The following is a 17,020-nucleotide window of genomic DNA, read 5'->3' on the forward strand; positions in this document are numbered from 1 at the left end:
GGACAATAATGGCTATTCGCAAGTACAAGCCCACGACCCCGGGCCGTCGCGGCTCGTCGGTGGCTGACTTCGCCGAGATCACTCGATCGACGCCGGAGAAGTCGCTGCTGCGCCCGCTCTCGAAGACCGGTGGTCGCAACAACCAGGGCCGCATCACGACCCGTCACATCGGTGGTGGCCACAAGCGCCAGTACCGCGTCATCGACTTCCGTCGTAACGACAAGGACGGCGTCAACGCCAAGGTCGCTCACATCGAGTACGACCCCAACCGCACCGCGCGCATCGCGCTGCTGCACTACTTCGACGGTGAGAAGCGCTACATCCTCGCTCCGGCGAAGCTGAAGCAGGGCGACATCGTCGAGTCGGGTGCCGGGGCTGACATCAAGCCGGGCAACAACCTCCCGCTGAAGAACATCCCCACGGGTACCGTCATCCACGCGATCGAGCTCCGCCCCGGTGGCGGCGCGAAGATGGCACGTTCGGCCGGTGCATCCGTCCGTCTCGTCGCCAAGGACGGCCCCTACGCCCAGCTGCGTCTCCCCTCGGGCGAGATCCGCAACGTCGATGCGCGCTGCCGCGCGACCATCGGCGAGGTCGGCAACGCCGAGCAGTCGAACATCAACTGGGGCAAGGCCGGCCGCATGCGCTGGAAGGGCGTCCGCCCGACCGTGCGTGGTGTCGCGATGAACCCGGTGGACCACCCGCACGGTGGTGGTGAGGGTAAGACCTCTGGTGGTCGTCACCCCGTCTCCCCGTGGGGCCAGGCTGAGGGTCGTACCCGTCATGCCAACAAGGAAAGCGACAAGTACATCGTGCGTCGTCGTAACGCCGGCAAGAAGCGTAAGTAGGAGTAAGAGAAGATGCCTCGCAGTCTTAAGAAGGGCCCCTTCGTCGACGATCACCTGCTTCGCAAGGTGGTCGTGCAGAACGAAGCCGGCACCAAGAACGTCATCAAGACCTGGTCCCGTCGGTCCATGATCATCCCGGCCATGCTGGGTCACACGATCGCGGTCCACGACGGACGCAAGCACATCCCTGTGTTCGTGTCCGAGACCATGGTCGGTCACAAGCTGGGCGAGTTCGCGCCCACCCGCACCTTCCGCGGCCACGAGAAGGACGACAAGAAGGGGCGGCGCCGCTAATGGTCGAATCGATCGCACGCGTGCGACACATCCGCGTGACCCCTCAGAAGGCTCGTCGTGTCGTCGCGCTCATCAAGGGCAAGCAGGCCCAGGAGGCTCTGGCGATCCTGAAGTTCGCACAGCAGAGCGCCAGCGAGCCGATCTACAAGCTTGTCGCGTCGGCCATGGCCAACGCGCAGGTCAAGGCAGATCGCGACGGCGAGTTCCTCGACGAGAAGGACCTGTACGTGGCCAACGCGTACGTCGACGAGGGCACCACGCTCAAGCGTTTCCAGCCCCGTGCACAGGGTCGCGCTTTCCAGATCAAGAAGCGCACGAGCCACATCACGGTCGTGCTCTCGACGCCTGAGGCAGCTCCGGCCGCCGCGGGCGACAGCAACAAGAAGGCGAGCAAGTAATGGGACAGAAGGTAAACCCGTACGGCTTCCGTCTCGGCATCACGACGGACCACGTCTCGCGTTGGTTCTCTGACTCGACGAAGCCGGGTCAGCGTTACGCCGACTACGTCGCCGAGGACATCAAGATCCGCAACCTGCTCAAGACGCAGCTCGACCGCGCCGGTGTCTCGAACATCGAGATCGAGCGCACCCGTGACCGCGTCCGCGTCGACATCCACACCGCCCGTCCGGGCATCGTGATCGGTCGTCGTGGCGCCGAGGCCGAGCGCATCCGCGGCGACCTCGAGAAGCTCTCGGGCAAGCAGATCCAGCTGAACATCCTCGAGGTCAAGAACCCCGAGGCTGACGCTCAGCTCGTCGCACAGGGCATCGCCGAGCAGCTCTCTGCTCGCGTGGCGTTCCGTCGTGCGATGCGCAAGGGTCTGCAGGGCGCTCAGCGCGCCGGCGCAAAGGGCATCCGCATCCAGGTCTCCGGCCGCCTCGGCGGCGCCGAGATGAGCCGCTCGGAGTTCTACCGCGAAGGTCGTGTGCCGCTGCACACGCTGCGCGCGAACATCGACTACGGCTTCTACGAGGCGAAGACCACCTTCGGCCGCATCGGCGTGAAGGTCTGGATCTACAAGGGCGACCTGACCGCCAAGGAGCTCGCTCGCGAGCAGGCCAACGCACCCAAGGCTCGTCGTGACGACCGTGGTGGCGACCGCCGCCGTGCCCCGCGCAACGAGGCACCTGTCGCAGAAGGAGCGTCGGCATAATGCTCATCCCCCGTAAGGTCAAGTTCCGCAAGCAGCACCACCCGGGTCGCTCGGGCCAGGCAACCGGCGGCACGAAGGTCTCCTTCGGCGAGTACGGCATCCAGGCTCTGACCCCCGCTTACGTGACGAACCGTCAGATCGAGTCCGCTCGTATCGCGATGACCCGTCACATCAAGCGTGGTGGAAAGGTGTGGATCAACATCTACCCCGACCGTCCGCTCACGAAGAAGCCTGCCGAGACCCGCATGGGTTCCGGTAAGGGTTCTCCCGAGTGGTGGGTCGCCAACGTCAAGCCGGGCCGTGTCCTCTTCGAGGTCGCGGGTGTCGACGAGGAGCTCGCTCGCGAAGCTCTGACCCGTGCAATTCACAAGCTGCCGCTCAAGGCACGCATCATCAAGCGCGAGGAGGGCGACGCGTAATGGCGATCGGCACCAAGGAGCTCGCCCCGGCAGAGCTCGATACATTCGAAGACCAGCGCCTCGTTGAGGAGCTGCGCAAGGCCAAGGAGGAGCTGTTCAACCTCCGTTTCCAGTCGGCCACCGGCCAGCTGGAGAGCCACGGCCGCATCCGCGCCGTCAAGCGCGACATCGCGCGCCTCTACACCGTGATCCGCGAACGCGAGCTGGGCATCCGTGCGACGCCCGCTCCGGTCGAGGCTCCGGCCAAGAAGGCGACCAAGTCGAAGGCGAAGAAGGCGGACTCCGCCGACGACGCCGTGAAGGAAGAGGCTGAGTGATGGCCACCAAGAAGGAAGCGACTGTGGAGACGCAGGCCGCAGGACACGAGTCGTCCGAGCACGACGTCCGCGACTCCGCTGCCCGCGGTTACCGCAAGGCACGTCGCGGCTACGTCGTCAGCGACAAGATGGACAAGACCATCGTGGTCGAGGTCGAGGACCGCGTGAAGCACCCGCTTTACGGCAAGGTCATCCGCCGCACCTCGAAGGTCAAGGCGCACGATGAGGCGAACTCCGCCGGCATCGGCGACCTGGTCCTGATCAACGAGACCCGCCCGCTGAGCGCCACGAAGCGCTGGCGTCTGGTGGAGATTCTGGAGAAGGCCAAGTGATTCAGCAGGAATCCCGACTCAAGGTCGCCGACAACACCGGCGCCAAGGAGCTCCTCACGATTCGTGTCCTCGGTGGCTCGAAGCGTCGTTACGCCGGTCTCGGCGACACCATCGTCGCTACCGTCAAGGACGCGATCCCCGGTGGCAACGTGAAGAAGGGCGACGTCGTCAAGGCGGTCATCGTCCGCACCAAGAAGGAGGTCCGTCGTCCGGACGGCTCCTACATCAAGTTCGACGAGAACGCCGCAGTTATCCTGAAGAACGACGGGGAGCCCCGCGGCACCCGTATCTTCGGGCCGGTCGGTCGTGAGCTTCGTGACAAGAAGTTCATGAAGATCGTCTCGCTGGCGCCGGAGGTCATCTAATCATGGCGAAGATCAAGAAGGGTGACCTGGTTCAGGTCATCACCGGTGCCACGCAGGAGCGTGGCGGCGACCGTGGCAAGCAGGGCAAGGTCCTCGACGTCCTCGGTGACAAGAACCGCGTGATCGTCGAAGGCGTGAACTACGTCACCAAGCACACCCGCGTCGGACAGACGCAGCGTGGCACCAAGACCGGAGGCATCGAGACCGTCGAAGCCTCCATCCACATCTCGAACGTCGCACTCGTCGACCCTTCGACCAAGAAGCCGACCAAGGTCGGCCACCGGGTCGAGGAGCAGACCAAGGACGGCGTCAAGCGCACCGTCCGCGTGCGGTACGCGAAGAAGAGCGGTAAGGACCTCTGATGAGCACCGACACTGCCGCGCCGGCTGGCAAGATCCAGCCGCGCCTGAAGCAGAAGTACAACAGCGAGATCAAGAAGGCTCTGCAGGACGAGTTCGGTTACGCGAACGTCATGCAGATCCCCGGACTGGTCAAGGTCGTCGTGAACACCGGTGTCGGCGAGGCAGCTCGCGACAGCAAGGTGATCGATGGTGCCGTCGACGATCTCACCAAGATCACCGGCCAGAAGCCGATCGTCACGAAGGCCCGTAAGTCCATCGCGCAGTTCAAGCTGCGTGAGGGCCAGGCCATCGGCGCGCACGTCACCCTCCGCGGTGACCGCGCGTGGGAGTTCGTGGACCGTCTGGTCTCGCTGGCTCTGCCCCGTATCCGCGACTTCCGCGGTCTTTCGGGCAAGCAGTTCGACGGCAACGGCAACTACACCTTCGGTCTCCAGGAGCAGAGCGTGTTCCACGAGATCGATCAGGACAAGATCGACCGGGTTCGCGGTTTCGACATCACCGTCGTCACCACCGCGAAGACGGATGACGAGGGACGGGCACTGCTCCGTCACCTCGGCTTCCCGTTCCGCTCGGAAGACGCACAGGCGTGACCCTTCGACAGGCTCAGGGACCCATGGGTTGCTGAGCCTGTCGAAGTACTCGCCGACATGCACCTACAATTGAAGATTGCGTGTCATCGCAGGCCGTCTGTCGTGTAACGGCAGCCGGAACCTCATGAACAAAGGAAAACAACAATGACAATGACAGACCCGGTCGCAGATCTGCTGACCCGTCTGCGTAACGCGAACTCGGCGCACCACGATTCCGTGACCCTGCCGTCGAGCAAGCTCAAGACGAACATCGCTCAGATCCTCCAGCAGGAGGGCTACATCGCCGGCTGGGAGACCTCTGACGCTCGCGTCGGACAGAACCTCACGCTGACGCTGAAGTACGGCCCCAACCGTGAGCGCTCGATTGCTGGTATCAAGCGCGTCTCGAAGCCCGGCCTCCGCGTCTACGCGAAGTCCACCGAGCTCCCCACGGTCCTCGGCGGCCTCGGCGTGGCCATCCTGTCCACCTCCTCCGGTCTTCTCACCGACCGTCAGGCTGAGCAGAAGGGCGTGGGCGGAGAAGTTCTCGCCTACGTGTGGTAATTCGAAATGTCGCGTATTGGACGACTTCCCATCGACGTTCCCGCGGGCGTGACCGTTTCGGTCGCAGGCCGCGTGGTCTCGGTGAAGGGCCCCAAGGGTGAGCTCACCCTCACGGTGGCCAACCCCATCGAGGTCGCGGTCGAGGAGAACCAGGTTCTGGTCTCCCGTCCCGACGACGAGCGCGAGTCTCGGTCGCTTCACGGCCTGACCCGCACGCTCATCAACAACAACATCATCGGCGTGACCCAGGGCTACACCAAGGGTCTCGAGGTCGTCGGCACCGGTTACCGCGTGCAGCAGAAGGGGAGCTCGGTCGAGTTCGCCCTCGGCTTCTCGCACCCGGTCCTGATCGACCCGCCCGCCGGCATCACGCTCACGGTCGAGGGCACCACCAAGCTCACCGTCAGCGGGATCGACAAGCAGGCTGTCGGCGAGGCAGCTGCCAACATCCGCAAGATCCGCAAGCCCGAGCCGTACAAGGGCAAGGGTGTGCGCTACGCCGGCGAGAACGTGCGTCGCAAGGCCGGAAAGAGTGGTAAGTAACCATGGCTCTCAAGTCAAAGTCTGACGCCCGCGCGCGTCGTCACGCCCGCCTTCGCAAGAAGGTCGTCGGCACCGAGGTGCGTCCGCGCCTCGTCGTCAACCGCTCGGCCCGCCACGTCTTCGTGCAGCTGGTCGACGACAGCAAGGGTCACACCGTCGCGTCGGCTTCGACGCTCGAGACCGACCTGCGTTCGCTCGAGGGTGACAAGACCGCCAAGGCCCGCAAGGTCGGCGAGCTCCTCGCCGAGCGTGCGAAGGCTGCCGGCGTTTCCGAGGCAGTGTTCGACCGTGGCGGTAACCGCTACGCCGGTCGTGTCGCCGCCATCGCCGACGGCGCCCGCGAAGGGGGTCTGGCACTGTGAGTGACAACAAGGAGAACGAAGTGACCGAAGCGGCAGCTGCCACTTCCGAGACGGCTGCGGGCACCACGCAGGCAGAGCCGGCTCGCGATCAGCGTGATGGCCGCCGCGGTGGCCGCGGTGACCGCAACCAGGGTGGCCGCGACCGCAACTCGCGCGACCGCGGTGACAACCAGTTCCTGGAGCGCGTCGTCACGATCAACCGTGTCTCGAAGGTCGTGAAGGGTGGTCGTCGCTTCAGCTTCACCGCCCTCGTGGTCGTCGGTGACGGCAACGGTCTGGTCGGCGTCGGCTACGGCAAGGCCCGAGAGGTCCCCCTGGCGATCTCGAAGGGTGTCGAAGAGGCCAAGCGCAACTTCTTCCGTGTTCCGCGCGTCGGCAGCACCATCCCGCACCCCGTGCAGGGTGAGGCCGCCGCAGGTGTGGTCCTGCTCCGTCCGGCCGCTGCCGGTACCGGTGTCATCGCCGGTGGTCCGGTCCGTGCCGTGCTCGAGTGCGCCGGTATCCACGACGTGCTGTCGAAGTCGCTCGGCTCGTCGAACACGATCAACATCGTGCACGCGACGGTCACGGCCCTGAAGCAGCTCGAGGAGCCTCGTGCGGTCGCCGCGCGTCGTGGCCTCGAGTTCGACCAGGTCGCCCCTGCCCGCCTCGTGCGCGCAGAGGCCGAGGCCATCGCCGCACAGAAGGTAGGTGCCTGATGGCCGCGCGACTGAAGGTCACGCAGATCAAGTCCAAGGTGAGCGAGAAGCAGAACCAGCGTGACACGCTGCGCAGCCTCGGTCTCAAGCGGATCGGTGACACCACCGTCCGCCCCGACGACGCGCAGACGCGCGGTTACGTCAAGACCGTCGCACACCTCGTCAAGGTTGAGGAGATCGACTAATGGCTGAGAAGAACGAGGCCGTCGAGGCTGAGAAGGCCCCGAAGAAGGCTGCAGCTCCTAAGGCTGCCGCTGAGAAGAAGCCCGCCGCGAAGAAGGCTCCGGCCAAGACCGCTGCGTCCGCCGCCAAGGCTGACGCTCCGGCCAAGAAGCCGGCCGCCAAGAAGGCTGCGCCTGCGAAGGATGCTCCGGCATCCCGCCCCGGCGTCCTGAAGGTGCACCACCTGCGTCCGGTCCCCGGATCCAACACCGCCAAGACTCGCGTCGGCCGTGGTGAGGGCTCCAAGGGTAAGACCGCCGGTCGTGGTACCAAGGGCACCAAGGCGCGCAACACCGTTCGCGTCGGCTTCGAGGGTGGGCAGATGCCGCTGCACATGCGCACCCCGAAGCTGCGCGGGTTCAAGAACCCGTTCCGCGTCGAGTACCAGGTCGTGAACCTGGAGAAGCTCGCGGAGCTGTACCCCAAGGGTGGCGATGTCACCATCGGCGACCTGGTCGCCAAGGGTGCCGTTCGCAAGAACGAGAAGGTCAAGGTTCTCGGAAACGGCGACATCGCCGTGAAGCTCACCGTCTCGGTCGACAAGGTCTCGGGTTCTGCCGAGCAGAAGATCGTCGCGGCGGGCGGATCCGTCAAGTAACCGCAAGATGAGAGGGGCCGGAGATTCTCCGGCCCCTCTCGTCGTTTCACACTCCGAGACCTCGCTCTGGGGCCGCATCCGGCGGGCCTGGTATCGGTGACGAATTCCGGGAACCCCGGATTGCGTTACCCTGGTCTTTCAGCCGTCCTTCGGGAATCGGCAACTTTTCAGGAGGAACGTCCTTGTTTAGCGCCATCGCGCGGATCTTCCGCACCCCGGACCTGCGTCGGAAGATCGGTTTCACCCTCGCCATCATCGCGATCTACCGTCTCGGCTCCAACGTCCCTGCGCCGTTCGTGAACTTCCCGAACGTCGAGGAGTGCCTCGCGGCGAACGCGGGCACCGACGGCCTGCTCGGACTGGTCAACCTCTTCTCCGGTGGTGCTCTGCTGCAGCTGTCGATCTTTGCGCTCGGCGTCATGCCGTACATCACGGCGACGATCATCACCCAGCTCCTTCGCGTGGTGATCCCGCACTTCGAGGCGCTGCACAAGGAAGGACAGGCCGGTCAGGCCCGTCTGACCCAGTACACCCGGTACCTCACCATCGCGCTCGCGCTCCTCCAGTCGACGACGCTCGTGACGGTGGCGCGCAGCGGCCAGCTGTTCGGATCCACCGATCTCGCCGCCTGCCAGCAGTTGCTGACCAATGACGTGTGGTGGGCGCAGCTGCTCATCATCATGACCATGACGGCCGGTACCGGTCTCATCATGTGGTTCGCCGAGCTGGTCACCGAGCGCGGCATCGGCAACGGCATGTCGCTGCTCATCTTCACCTCCATCGCCGCGACGTTCCCCGGTGCCATGGGCCTCATCTGGCAGACCAAGGGCTTCGAGGTCTTCCTCCTCGTGCTGCTGGTAGGAATCATCGTCATGGGGCTCGTCGTCTTCGTCGAGCAATCCCAGCGACGGATCCCCGTGCAGTACGCCAAGCGCATGGTCGGTCGCCGCACGTACGGCGGCACCAACACGTACATCCCGATCAAGGTGAACATGGCGGGTGTGATCCCCGTGATCTTCGCGTCGTCGCTGCTGTACATCCCGGCTCTCATCGCGCAGTTCAACACTCCGCAGGACGGATCCACGCCGCCCGAGTGGGTCAGCTGGATCACCGCGAACTTCACCACCGGCAACAGCCCGGTGTACATGGCCGCCTACTTCCTGCTGATCATCGGCTTCACCTACTTCTACGTGGCGATCACGTTCAACCCGGTCGAGGTCGCGGACAACATGAAGAAGTACGGCGGGTTCATCCCCGGCATCCGTGCGGGTCGCCCGACCGCCGAGTACCTCGACTACGTGCTCACCCGCATCACGCTCCCGGGCTCGCTGTACCTCGGTCTGATCGCGCTCATCCCGCTGATCGCACTGGCCACGGTCGGCGCGAACCAGAACTTCCCGTTCGGCGGCGCCTCGATCCTCATCATCGTGGGTGTGGGTCTCGAGACGGTCAAGCAGATCGACGCTCAGCTGCAGCAGCGACACTATGAAGGGCTCCTCCGATGACAGCATCCGCACGTCTTCTCATCGTCGGCCCGCAGGGCTCCGGCAAGGGCACGCAGGGCGTGCGCATCGCCGAGTCCTACGGCATCCCGGTCGTCTCGACCGGTGACATCTTCCGCGCGAACATCAAGGAGGGGACGCCGCTGGGCCAGCAGGTCACGGCGATCCTCGACAAGGGTGACCTCGTTCCGGACGAGCTGACGAGCGAGATCGTGCGCGACCGGCTGTCGCAGGACGATGCAGCCCACGGGTTCCTGCTCGACGGGTACCCGCGCAACACTGCGCAGGTCGCCCACCTGGAGTCGTTCCTCGCGGGGCGGGGGGAGTCGCTCGACGCGGTCATCCTCCTCGACGTGCCACGTGAGGAGAGCCTGGAGCGTCTGACGCTCCGCGCCACCGAGCAGGGCCGTTCGGATGACACCCCGGAGGCCATCGGCCACCGTCTCGACATCTACGAGCGGGAGACCGCTCCGATCATCGAGGTGTACGGTGCCAAGGGCATCGTCGACCGCATCGACGGTACCGGCGCTCTCGACGACGTCACCGAGCGGATCACGGCGGCTCTGGCCGCCCGCGGCCTGCGCCTCGCGGCCTCCGCCTCCTGAGATGTTCCGCCGGTCGATCTACAAGACCCCGGCTCAGCTGCGAGCGATGGTCGAGCCGGGGCTCATCACGGCCGCAGCGCTGGATGCCGTCCGCCCGTTGATCAAGGCCGGCGTGACGACCCTCGAGCTGGACGCGATGGCCAACCGCACGATCCTGGCCCGCGGCGCGGAGTCGAACTTCCAGCTGGTGCGCGGCTACCACCACACGACGTGCATCTCGGTGAACGAGCAGGTCGTGCACGGGATCCCGGGTGAGCGCGTGCTGCAGCCCGGCGACATCGTCTCGGTCGACTGCGGCGCGCAGTTCAAGGGCTGGAACGGCGACAGTGCGATCACGGTCGTGGTTCCCGACCCGGAGCGGCCGGAACTGGTCGCGCAGCGCGAAGAGCTCTCCCGCGTGACCGAGGGATCCATGTGGGCGGGGATCGCCGCGATGGCATCCGTCTCCTCGATCGATGAGATCGGCGCGGCCATCCAGGACTACATCGAGGCTCAGGGCCCATCGGCGGTGTCGGGGGACCCGTACGGCATCCTCCGTGAGTATGTCGGGCACGGCATCGGCCGCAAGATGCACGAAGCCCCCAGTGTCTTCAACTACCGCACGCCCGACCGTGGCGAAGACGTCAAACCCGGTCTCGTGCTCGCGATCGAGCCGATGGTCACCGCGGGTGGGGATTCGACGTTCATCGAGGACGATGACTGGACCGTCACGACGGTCGACGGAACGGACGGCTCCCATTGGGAACATAGCGTCGCCCTGCATGATGGGGGTATCTGGGTGCTGACTGCGCCCGATGGCGGAAGAGCCGGACTCGCTCCATTCGGAGTCGAGCCTCGAGAGATCGGAAAGTAATGGCAGCGGCGAAGAGCAACACCAACTGGTTCGCGATCGGCGTCTCCATCGCCGTGGTCGTGGTGCTGGTGGCGATCGGTGGACTCGTGGTGTTCCTCAACAACCAGGCCACCTCGCCCGGCGCGGCACCGAAGGCCAACGACACGTTCAATTCAGAGACCGGTGCGATCTCGTTCGGTGACGGCGAGGACACTGTCGCGGTCTTCGTCGACTTCCAGTGCCCGATCTGCGCCAGCTTCGAGGAGCAGTACGGCGAGCAGCTGGAAGCCGCTGCCGCCGACGGTCGCATCACCCTCGAGTACCATCCCATCGCGATTCTGGACCGCTACTCGCAGGGCACCGAGTACTCGTCTCGCTCCGCCGGCGCGGCCTTCTGCGTTGCGGAGTCGAACCCGGATCTCTACCTCGACTACTCCAAGACGCTGTTCGACAACCAGCCGGCAGAGAATTCCGCGGGTCTCACCACGGATCAGCTCGCCGACTTCGCATCGCAGGTCGGCGCTGACGATGCGGTCTCGTGCATCACTGACGAGACCTATCGCAAGTTCGGAGCGGCGCAGGCGAAGGCTCATGAAATCGGGGGCACGCCGACCATCGAGGTCAACGGCAAGCGCCTCGACCTGCAGGCCGGCGAGATCACCGAGATGGAGAAGCTGATCGGTTGATCCGACAGCTGTCCGCCACGGGCGGTCAAGTTGCCGGATGACTCCGGAGCGTCTAACATAGATCTTTGGTGCTTTGTGCCTTGATTCGGCGTGTCCGTCGGCGCAGCACCACAAACCCAATCACCCACCGCAGATCGACCGATCTGCAGAAGCGTCAGCGAGGCTATGGCTAAGAAAGACGGTGTCATCGAGATCGAGGGCGTGATCTCCGAGGCTCTGCCCAACGCGATGTTCCGCGTTGAGCTCAGCAACGGACACAAGGTCCTTGCAACGATCTCCGGCAAGATGCGGCAGAACTACATCCGTATCATCCCCGAGGACCGTGTGGTCGTGGAGCTCAGCCCCTACGACCTGACCCGCGGCCGTATCGTCTACCGCTACCGCTGATCGGTCGAGAAGTAACGGCCTGCCCCTGCCTGGGGCGGTACGAAGACAGCGAACAGGAAACATCATGAAGGTCAACCCCAGCGTCAAGCCCATCTGCGATCACTGCAAGGTGATCCGCCGTCACGGCCGCGTCATGGTGATCTGCAAGAGCAACCCGCGTCACAAGCAGCGCCAGGGCTGAGTCCCCGGCGGGCCCGCCGATCCGCTCGACGGGCCCGAGCTGCGCGGCATCGCTCACGCACATCTCATAACTGAAAACACAACGGCAGGATCAGAACCCGCGGAAGCGGGGGACACCTCGGGGCGGAGGCCCGGGCACCGATCCTGTTCCACACCTCCACAACACCCAGGAGAACCGCATGGCACGTCTTGCCGGCGTTGACATCCCGCGCGACAAGCGCGTGGTGATCGCCCTTACCTACATCTACGGCGTCGGCCGTACCCGCTCGGTCGAGATCCTCAAGGCGACGGAGATCGACGAGAGCATCCGCGTGAAGGACCTCAGCGACGACCAGCTGATCGCCCTCCGCGACCACATCGAAGGCAACTACAAGGTGGAGGGTGACCTGCGCCGCGAGGTTGCAGCAGACATCCGCCGCAAGGTCGAGATCGGCTCCTACGAGGGCATCCGCCACCGTCGTGGTCTCCCGGTCCGTGGTCAGCGCACCAAGACCAACGCCCGTACCCGCAAGGGCCCGAAGCGCACCGTCGCAGGCAAGAAGAAGGCCCGCTAAGCGCGGCCCCAGGGACTAGGAGAACACTTTCATGGCTGCACCCAAGGCCGCCGCGCGCAAGCCGCGCCGCAAGGAAAAGAAGAACATCGCGCTGGGCCAGGCCCACATCAAGTCGACGTTCAACAACACGATCGTCTCGATCACCGACCCGTCCGGGGCTGTCATCGCCTGGGCATCGTCGGGTGGCGTGGGCTTCAAGGGCTCCCGCAAGTCGACCCCGTACGCCGCCGGTATGGCTGCCGAGTCCGCAGCCCGCCAGGCCGCGGAGCACGGCGTCAAGAAGGTCGACGTCCTCGTGAAGGGTCCGGGCTCCGGCCGCGAGACCGCGATCCGCTCGCTGCAGGCCGCAGGCCTCGAGGTGGGTTCGATCCAGGACGTCACCCCCCAGGCGCACAACGGCTGCCGTCCGCCGAAGCGTCGCCGCGTCTGATACGCGCCTCGAGCCGCTCGGCCCATTCGTGGTCCGAGCGGCTCGACGCCCGCGTACGGGCATCGACTTCCACAACTCAAAACCTCACCCCACCACATGTCATATAGCGGGCATGTGATCGAAAGGAACACAGAGTGCTTATTGCACAGCGTCCCACACTGACCGAGGAAAAGATCGTCGAGAACCGTAGCCGGTTCATCATCGAGCCTCTGGAGCCCGGCTTCGGTTACACGATCGGCAACGCGCTGCGCCGCAGCCTGCTGTCGTCGATCCCCGGTGCTGCTGTCACCAGCGTTCGCATCGACGGCGTGCTGCACGAGTTCAGCACCATCCCCGGCGTGAAGGAGGATGTCACCGAGATCATCCTCAACATCAAGCAGCTGGTCGTCTCCTCGGAGCGCGACGAGCCCATCACGGCGTACCTGCGCAAGACCGGTTCGGGCGAGGTCACCGCCGCCGACATCTCGGCTCCGGCCGGTGTCGAGGTGCAGAACCCCGAGCTCGTCATCGCGACGCTGAACGAGACCGCGAAGTTCGAGCTCGAGCTCACGATCGAGCGTGGCCGTGGCTACGTCTCGGCGACGCAGAACCGCAACGAGTACGCCGAGGCCGGTCAGATCCCGATCGACTCGATCTACTCGCCGGTCCTCAAGGTGAGCTACCGCGTCGAGGCGACTCGTGCCGGTGAGCGTACCGACTTCGACAAGCTCGTCCTCGACGTCGAGACCAAGTCGGCGATCAGCCCCCGCGACGCCGTCGCGTCGGCTGCGAAGACGCTCACCGAGCTGTTCGGTCTCGCCCGCGAGCTGAACGTCGAGGCCGAGGGCATCGAGATCGGCCCGGCGCCGGTGGAGGCTGTGAACTCCAGCGAGCTGTCGATGCCGATCGAAGACCTCGACCTGTCGGTCCGCTCGTACAACTGCCTGAAGCGTGAGGGCATCAACACTGTTTCGGAGCTCGTCGCCCTGTCGGAGACGCAGCTCATGAACATCCGCAATTTCGGCCAGAAGTCGGTCGACGAGGTGCGCGACAAGCTCATCTCGCTCGGTCTGTCGCTCAAGGATTCGGTGCCCGGTTTCGACGGCGCCCACTTCTACGGCGGCAGCGAAGACGAGTCCTTCTGAAACCCGACCTTTCTGACCAGGAGTTAGACGATTATGCCCAAGCCCACTAAGGGTCCCCGCCTCGGAGGCGGCCCCGCACACGAGCGCCTGATGCTTGCCAACCTCGCGGCGGCGCTCTACACCCACAAGTCGATCAAGACGACCGAGACCAAGGCCAAGCGCCTTCGTCCGCTCGCCGAGCGTCTGATCACCTTCGCCAAGCGTGGCGACCTGCACGCGCGTCGTCGCGTGCTGTCGGTCATCGGTGACAAGGAAGTCGTGCACATCCTGTTCTCCGAGATCGCACCGCTCGTCGCCGAGCGCGAGGGCGGCTACACCCGCATCACGAAGGTCGGCAACCGCAAGGGCGACAACGCTCCGATGGCCGTGATCGAGCTCGTTCTCGAGCCCGTCACCGCGAAGGCGAAGTCGACCAAGAAGGCTGCTGCTGCGCCGAAGGCCGAGAAGGCGGAGAAGCCCGCCGAGGTCGTCGAGGAGACCCCCGCTGAGGAGGCTCCCGCCGAGGACGCAGCCGAGGCCGGCGCCGAGTCGCAGGCCGAAGGCGAAGCAGCCGAGGCTGCCGCTGAGGACGCTGTCGAGAAGAAGTCCGAGTAAGCACTTCGCTCACGAAGAAGCCCGCCGCCCCATTCGGGGTGGCGGGCTTCTTCGTGTGCCGGGCGGTGGGCCGCGGCGGGGTCATATCACGGTGACGGGGGAGTGACCGAGACGACGATCGAGGTCATCGCGTCACTGGCGTTGATGTAGCGATGCGGCTGGCGGGAGTCGAAGGTGATCGACTCGCTGCCCACGATGATGTACGTCTGCCCCGCGATCTCGACGGTGAGTTCCCCGCTGATGACGAAGACGCACTCGGTCGACGGGTGGCCCCAGGGGTGTGCGGAGCTCGCGGCCCCCGGGGGGATGTCGGCGGTGAGGACTTCGAGGTCGCCGCGTCCCGGCGTCAGTCGCTCGTAGACGAAGCCCGCGTCGGATCCGCTGAGTCGATGCCGGGCGCCCGGCCGGCTGACGGACACGTTGGGGGCATCCGGATCGCTGAACAGCGTGGCGATCGAGGCTTCGAACACCTGGGCGAGCTTGCGCAGCGAACCGAGGCTCGGGTCGGCCGAGCCGCTCTCGATCTGGCTGAGCATGCTGACCGAGAGGCCGGACAGGTCGGAGAGCTGCCGCAGGGTGAGACCCTTCGCGGCCCTGAGGGATTTGAGGCGTTCGCCGAGCACGTGATTCATCGATCCTTTCGATCGAACGGATGACTGTTGCATGTTCGATTTCAATGTGATTGTATCTTTTAATCGGATTGAAAATCTCGATCAGATTGAAATCCGTTCCCCCGAACGCGCGAGCAACCGGATCAACTTCCCAGAACTCTACTGCGTCCTGCCCCCTGATCACAGGAAGATCGACGATGACTTCATCCTTCGCGAAACCCCTCGCACTGGCCTCATCTCTCGCCGTCGCCGCACTCGTGCTCGCCGGTTGTTCAGCTTCATCGAACAATGCAGCCTCGGGCGGCGGTGGGACCCTCACGGTCGACACCTCGTTCGTGCTGAAGACCCTCGACCCGGGACTCGTCTACGAGCAGACCGGCAACATCATCGTGCACGCGCTGTACGACACGCTCGTGACGTACGAGGGCTCCGACGTCACCACTGTCGTGCCGGAACTCGCCAGCGAGTGGGTGCAGTCCGACGACGGCACGACCTGGACCTTCACGTTGAACCCGGACGCCACGTTCGCCGACGGCTCCGCGGTGACCGCGGAGGACGTCGTGTTCAGCCTCACGCGCCTGCAGAACCTCAAGGGGTCCTCCTCCCAGACCGTCGAGGGGCTGACCTTCGCCGCGGACGGTGACGACACCGTCGTCGTGACCAGCCCGACCCCGAACCCGAACGTCCCGGTCGTCCTCGCGATGCCCGCGGCGAGCATCCTGAACGCCGAGGAGGCGGAGAAGCTCGGCGCGACCGACGCGGCCGATGCAGCCTCCGCGGACACGATCGGCACGCAGCTCGACGAGGTCAGCCTCGGTTCCGGGCCGTACAAGATCAAGAGCTACGACTCGAGCTCGAAGGTCGTGCTCGAGGTGAACGACGACTACTGGGGCGACGCCCCGGCCTACTCGCGTGTGGTCGTGCAGAACGTCGACGTGCAGAACCAGAAGCTCACGATCTCCCGCGCCAAGGCCGATGAGATCGCCCTCGACCTCTCCGGCCCGCAGGCCGCCGAGCTCTCCGACGACCTCCAGGTCTCCGGGGTCGCCGACACGTCGTACTTCCTCAGCGTGAACCAGGACCCCGCCGTCTCGGAGATCACCTCCAACCCGGCGTTCCTCGCGGCGCTGCGTGCCAGCGTCGACGGCGCAGGCATCGCCGAGATCTTCGGTGAGGGTGCGACGGCCGCGGCCGGTCTCGTCCCGCCCGCATTCGGCGGCGCGCTCGACGAGTCCGAGGTGCAGCCGCAGGACATCGAGAAGGCGAAGTCGCTGCTCGAGGAGGCGGGCATCTCCGCACCGAAGGTGAACCTCGTCTACCCGGCGATCACGTACCGCGGCGTCGACCTCGGCACCATCGTCACGAAGGTGCAGCAGGACGCGAAGAAGGCCGGCATCGAGATCGAACTCCAGCCCGAGCCGATCAACGTCTTCCTGCAGTCGCAGTCCGAGGGCAAGAACGAGATCAACTTCTCGCCGAACAGCCTGAACTACCCGGCCGCGGACTCGCTCGTGAACAACATGGCACCCGGCGCCTCGACCTCGACCCGTGCGGGATGGACCGTGGAGCGCGCAGATCCGCGCGCGGTCGAGGCCAGCGACGCCGTGAACGCCGAGGTGACGCCGGAAGGCCGTGCCGAGGCGATGATCGCCTGGCAGAAGATCATGAACGAGACTTCGCCCTTCGTGGTCCTCGCGAACAACGCCGGCATCGTCGTCGCCACCTCGAACCTGGTCGGTGCGTCGTACACGCCGGCAGGCTGGACGGTCGACCTCGCGGCCATCTCCGCGAAGTAGTCCGCCGCGGTCGGCCGCCTGTCCCTCCTGTCGGGCGGCCGACCTCCGGTTCTCACCACCTCACCGAAGGCGA

The 17,020-nt window shown here is 65.3% G+C and carries 28 protein-coding genes; 27 read left to right on the forward strand and 1 reads right to left on the reverse strand.

The window, feature by feature from the left end; translation table 11 throughout:
- The first annotated feature begins 8 nt into the window (after positions 1-8).
- The 26 genes from rplB (at position 9) to rplQ (ending at position 14,540) form a co-directional block, all read left to right on the forward strand.
- A complete protein-coding gene (rplB, locus tag ACCO44_RS07315) occupies positions 9-848 on the forward strand; it encodes a 50S ribosomal protein L2 (RefSeq protein ID WP_017201590.1) in 840 nt (279 codons plus the stop codon).
- Between the two features lie 12 nt (positions 849-860).
- Complete coding sequence (rpsS, locus tag ACCO44_RS07320) at positions 861-1,142, forward strand: 30S ribosomal protein S19 (RefSeq protein WP_017829205.1); 282 nt, start codon at positions 861-863, stop codon at positions 1,140-1,142.
- Entirely contained in the window at positions 1,142-1,540 is a 399-nt protein-coding gene (gene rplV, locus ACCO44_RS07325; RefSeq protein ID WP_017829204.1) for a 50S ribosomal protein L22, read from the forward strand. The genes rpsS and rplV overlap by 1 nt, the downstream gene beginning before the upstream one ends.
- Positions 1,540-2,295 (forward strand): 30S ribosomal protein S3, encoded by a 756-nt coding sequence (rpsC, locus tag ACCO44_RS07330; protein WP_017201587.1) that lies wholly within the window; start codon positions 1,540-1,542, stop codon positions 2,293-2,295. Before rplV ends, rpsC begins: the two co-directional genes overlap by 1 nt.
- A complete protein-coding gene (gene rplP, locus ACCO44_RS07335) occupies positions 2,295-2,714 on the forward strand; it encodes a 50S ribosomal protein L16 (RefSeq protein WP_017829203.1) in 420 nt (139 codons plus the stop codon). The genes rpsC and rplP overlap by 1 nt, the downstream gene beginning before the upstream one ends.
- Entirely contained in the window at positions 2,714-3,031 is a 318-nt protein-coding gene (gene rpmC / locus ACCO44_RS07340) for a 50S ribosomal protein L29 (protein ID WP_017829202.1), read from the forward strand. Before rplP ends, rpmC begins: the two co-directional genes overlap by 1 nt.
- Positions 3,031-3,363, forward strand: coding sequence for a 30S ribosomal protein S17 (gene rpsQ, locus ACCO44_RS07345; RefSeq protein ID WP_021201120.1), 333 nt, complete (start codon positions 3,031-3,033; stop codon positions 3,361-3,363). Before rpmC ends, rpsQ begins: the two co-directional genes overlap by 1 nt.
- Complete coding sequence (rplN, locus tag ACCO44_RS07350; protein WP_017201583.1) at positions 3,360-3,728, forward strand: 50S ribosomal protein L14; 369 nt, start codon at positions 3,360-3,362, stop codon at positions 3,726-3,728. Before rpsQ ends, rplN begins: the two co-directional genes overlap by 4 nt.
- A gap of 2 nt (positions 3,729-3,730) precedes the next feature.
- Positions 3,731-4,090, forward strand: coding sequence for a 50S ribosomal protein L24 (gene rplX / locus ACCO44_RS07355; RefSeq protein ID WP_029260922.1), 360 nt, complete (start codon positions 3,731-3,733; stop codon positions 4,088-4,090).
- A complete protein-coding gene (rplE, locus tag ACCO44_RS07360) occupies positions 4,090-4,680 on the forward strand; it encodes a 50S ribosomal protein L5 (protein WP_029260923.1) in 591 nt (196 codons plus the stop codon). Before rplX ends, rplE begins: the two co-directional genes overlap by 1 nt.
- A 144-nt stretch (positions 4,681-4,824) precedes the next feature.
- Positions 4,825-5,223 carry a 30S ribosomal protein S8 gene (rpsH, locus tag ACCO44_RS07365; RefSeq protein WP_029260924.1) on the forward strand — a complete coding sequence of 133 codons (399 nt, stop codon included), beginning with the start codon at positions 4,825-4,827 and terminating at the stop codon, positions 5,221-5,223.
- Positions 5,224-5,229: 6 nt separating this feature from the next.
- Positions 5,230-5,766 carry a 50S ribosomal protein L6 gene (gene rplF / locus ACCO44_RS07370; protein ID WP_029260925.1) on the forward strand — a complete coding sequence of 179 codons (537 nt, stop codon included), beginning with the start codon at positions 5,230-5,232 and terminating at the stop codon, positions 5,764-5,766.
- A 2-nt stretch (positions 5,767-5,768) separates the two neighbouring features.
- Positions 5,769-6,128, forward strand: coding sequence for a 50S ribosomal protein L18 (rplR, locus tag ACCO44_RS07375; protein ID WP_029260926.1), 360 nt, complete (start codon positions 5,769-5,771; stop codon positions 6,126-6,128).
- Positions 6,125-6,826, forward strand: a complete 702-nt coding sequence (gene rpsE, locus ACCO44_RS07380; protein ID WP_029260927.1) for a 30S ribosomal protein S5 — start codon at positions 6,125-6,127, stop codon at positions 6,824-6,826. The genes rplR and rpsE overlap by 4 nt, the downstream gene beginning before the upstream one ends.
- Positions 6,826-7,011, forward strand: a complete 186-nt coding sequence (gene rpmD, locus ACCO44_RS07385; RefSeq protein ID WP_017201575.1) for a 50S ribosomal protein L30 — start codon at positions 6,826-6,828, stop codon at positions 7,009-7,011. Before rpsE ends, rpmD begins: the two co-directional genes overlap by 1 nt.
- Positions 7,011-7,646 carry a 50S ribosomal protein L15 gene (gene rplO / locus ACCO44_RS07390; RefSeq protein WP_036302867.1) on the forward strand — a complete coding sequence of 212 codons (636 nt, stop codon included), beginning with the start codon at positions 7,011-7,013 and terminating at the stop codon, positions 7,644-7,646. Before rpmD ends, rplO begins: the two co-directional genes overlap by 1 nt.
- A 182-nt stretch (positions 7,647-7,828) precedes the next feature.
- Positions 7,829-9,151, forward strand: coding sequence for a preprotein translocase subunit SecY (gene secY, locus ACCO44_RS07395; protein ID WP_029260928.1), 1,323 nt, complete (start codon positions 7,829-7,831; stop codon positions 9,149-9,151).
- The gene (locus tag ACCO44_RS07400; RefSeq protein ID WP_029260929.1) at positions 9,148-9,753 is read left to right on the forward strand and encodes an adenylate kinase; all 606 of its coding nucleotides are present in this window, start codon (positions 9,148-9,150) and stop codon (positions 9,751-9,753) included. Before secY ends, ACCO44_RS07400 begins: the two co-directional genes overlap by 4 nt.
- 1 nt (position 9,754) lies before the next feature.
- Positions 9,755-10,606: a type I methionyl aminopeptidase gene (map, locus tag ACCO44_RS07405; protein ID WP_372469107.1), complete on the forward strand. Its 852-nt coding sequence runs from the start codon at positions 9,755-9,757 to the stop codon at positions 10,604-10,606.
- A complete protein-coding gene (locus ACCO44_RS07410) occupies positions 10,606-11,271 on the forward strand; it encodes a thioredoxin domain-containing protein (protein ID WP_029260931.1) in 666 nt (221 codons plus the stop codon). Before map ends, ACCO44_RS07410 begins: the two co-directional genes overlap by 1 nt.
- Positions 11,272-11,436: 165 nt before the next feature.
- Positions 11,437-11,658, forward strand: coding sequence for a translation initiation factor IF-1 (gene infA, locus ACCO44_RS07415; RefSeq protein ID WP_017201569.1), 222 nt, complete (start codon positions 11,437-11,439; stop codon positions 11,656-11,658).
- 64 nt (positions 11,659-11,722) lie between these two features.
- A complete protein-coding gene (gene rpmJ / locus ACCO44_RS07420; protein ID WP_005050492.1) occupies positions 11,723-11,839 on the forward strand; it encodes a 50S ribosomal protein L36 in 117 nt (38 codons plus the stop codon).
- 178 nt (positions 11,840-12,017) lie between these two features.
- On the forward strand, positions 12,018-12,392 hold the full coding sequence (gene rpsM / locus ACCO44_RS07425) for a 30S ribosomal protein S13 (RefSeq protein WP_017829190.1): 375 nt from the start codon (positions 12,018-12,020) through the stop codon (positions 12,390-12,392).
- A 31-nt stretch (positions 12,393-12,423) separates the two neighbouring features.
- Complete coding sequence (gene rpsK, locus ACCO44_RS07430) at positions 12,424-12,822, forward strand: 30S ribosomal protein S11 (protein ID WP_017829189.1); 399 nt, start codon at positions 12,424-12,426, stop codon at positions 12,820-12,822.
- A 134-nt stretch (positions 12,823-12,956) separates the two neighbouring features.
- A complete protein-coding gene (locus tag ACCO44_RS07435) occupies positions 12,957-13,946 on the forward strand; it encodes a DNA-directed RNA polymerase subunit alpha (protein ID WP_029260932.1) in 990 nt (329 codons plus the stop codon).
- 33 nt (positions 13,947-13,979) lie between these two features.
- On the forward strand, positions 13,980-14,540 hold the full coding sequence (rplQ, locus tag ACCO44_RS07440; RefSeq protein WP_372469110.1) for a 50S ribosomal protein L17: 561 nt from the start codon (positions 13,980-13,982) through the stop codon (positions 14,538-14,540).
- Positions 14,541-14,626: 86 nt separating this feature from the next.
- Here rplQ and ACCO44_RS07445 read toward each other — a convergent pair whose 3' ends face one another.
- On the reverse strand, positions 14,627-15,172 hold the full coding sequence (locus ACCO44_RS07445; protein ID WP_036302868.1) for a helix-turn-helix domain-containing protein: 546 nt from the start codon (positions 15,170-15,172) through the stop codon (positions 14,627-14,629).
- Between the two features lie 176 nt (positions 15,173-15,348).
- Between ACCO44_RS07445 and ACCO44_RS07450 the strand changes: the two genes are divergently transcribed.
- A complete protein-coding gene (locus ACCO44_RS07450; RefSeq protein ID WP_372469111.1) occupies positions 15,349-16,947 on the forward strand; it encodes an ABC transporter substrate-binding protein in 1,599 nt (532 codons plus the stop codon).
- Positions 16,948-17,020 lie beyond the last annotated feature (73 nt).

The organism is Microbacterium maritypicum, from assembly GCF_041529975.1.
Taxonomy (GTDB): domain Bacteria; phylum Actinomycetota; class Actinomycetes; order Actinomycetales; family Microbacteriaceae; genus Microbacterium.

Bases quoted from the DNA above. Each gene is read 5' to 3' on its own strand.
- rplB (WP_017201590.1), top strand. From the start codon at position 9: ATGGCTATTCGCAAGTACAAGCCCACGACCCCGGGCCGTCGCGGCTCG.
- rpsS (WP_017829205.1), top strand. From the start codon at position 861: ATGCCTCGCAGTCTTAAGAAGGGCCCCTTCGTCGACGATCACCTGCTT.
- rplV (WP_017829204.1), top strand. From the start codon at position 1,142: ATGGTCGAATCGATCGCACGCGTGCGACACATCCGCGTGACCCCTCAG.
- rpsC (WP_017201587.1), top strand. From the start codon at position 1,540: ATGGGACAGAAGGTAAACCCGTACGGCTTCCGTCTCGGCATCACGACG.
- rplP (WP_017829203.1), top strand. From the start codon at position 2,295: ATGCTCATCCCCCGTAAGGTCAAGTTCCGCAAGCAGCACCACCCGGGT.
- rpmC (WP_017829202.1), top strand. From the start codon at position 2,714: ATGGCGATCGGCACCAAGGAGCTCGCCCCGGCAGAGCTCGATACATTC.
- rpsQ (WP_021201120.1), top strand. From the start codon at position 3,031: ATGGCCACCAAGAAGGAAGCGACTGTGGAGACGCAGGCCGCAGGACAC.
- rplX (WP_029260922.1), top strand. From the start codon at position 3,731: ATGGCGAAGATCAAGAAGGGTGACCTGGTTCAGGTCATCACCGGTGCC.
- rplE (WP_029260923.1), top strand. From the start codon at position 4,090: ATGAGCACCGACACTGCCGCGCCGGCTGGCAAGATCCAGCCGCGCCTG.
- rpsH (WP_029260924.1), top strand. From the start codon at position 4,825: ATGACAATGACAGACCCGGTCGCAGATCTGCTGACCCGTCTGCGTAAC.
- rplF (WP_029260925.1), top strand. From the start codon at position 5,230: ATGTCGCGTATTGGACGACTTCCCATCGACGTTCCCGCGGGCGTGACC.
- rplR (WP_029260926.1), top strand. From the start codon at position 5,769: ATGGCTCTCAAGTCAAAGTCTGACGCCCGCGCGCGTCGTCACGCCCGC.
- rpmD (WP_017201575.1), top strand. From the start codon at position 6,826: ATGGCCGCGCGACTGAAGGTCACGCAGATCAAGTCCAAGGTGAGCGAG.
- rplO (WP_036302867.1), top strand. From the start codon at position 7,011: ATGGCTGAGAAGAACGAGGCCGTCGAGGCTGAGAAGGCCCCGAAGAAG.
- ACCO44_RS07400 (WP_029260929.1), top strand. From the start codon at position 9,148: ATGACAGCATCCGCACGTCTTCTCATCGTCGGCCCGCAGGGCTCCGGC.
- map (WP_372469107.1), top strand. From the start codon at position 9,755: ATGTTCCGCCGGTCGATCTACAAGACCCCGGCTCAGCTGCGAGCGATG.
- ACCO44_RS07410 (WP_029260931.1), top strand. From the start codon at position 10,606: ATGGCAGCGGCGAAGAGCAACACCAACTGGTTCGCGATCGGCGTCTCC.
- infA (WP_017201569.1), top strand. From the start codon at position 11,437: ATGGCTAAGAAAGACGGTGTCATCGAGATCGAGGGCGTGATCTCCGAG.
- rpmJ (WP_005050492.1), top strand. From the start codon at position 11,723: ATGAAGGTCAACCCCAGCGTCAAGCCCATCTGCGATCACTGCAAGGTG.
- rpsM (WP_017829190.1), top strand. From the start codon at position 12,018: ATGGCACGTCTTGCCGGCGTTGACATCCCGCGCGACAAGCGCGTGGTG.
- rpsK (WP_017829189.1), top strand. From the start codon at position 12,424: ATGGCTGCACCCAAGGCCGCCGCGCGCAAGCCGCGCCGCAAGGAAAAG.
- rplQ (WP_372469110.1), top strand. From the start codon at position 13,980: ATGCCCAAGCCCACTAAGGGTCCCCGCCTCGGAGGCGGCCCCGCACAC.
- ACCO44_RS07445 (WP_036302868.1), bottom strand. From the start codon at position 15,172: ATGAATCACGTGCTCGGCGAACGCCTCAAATCCCTCAGGGCCGCGAAG.
- ACCO44_RS07450 (WP_372469111.1), top strand. From the start codon at position 15,349: ATGACTTCATCCTTCGCGAAACCCCTCGCACTGGCCTCATCTCTCGCC.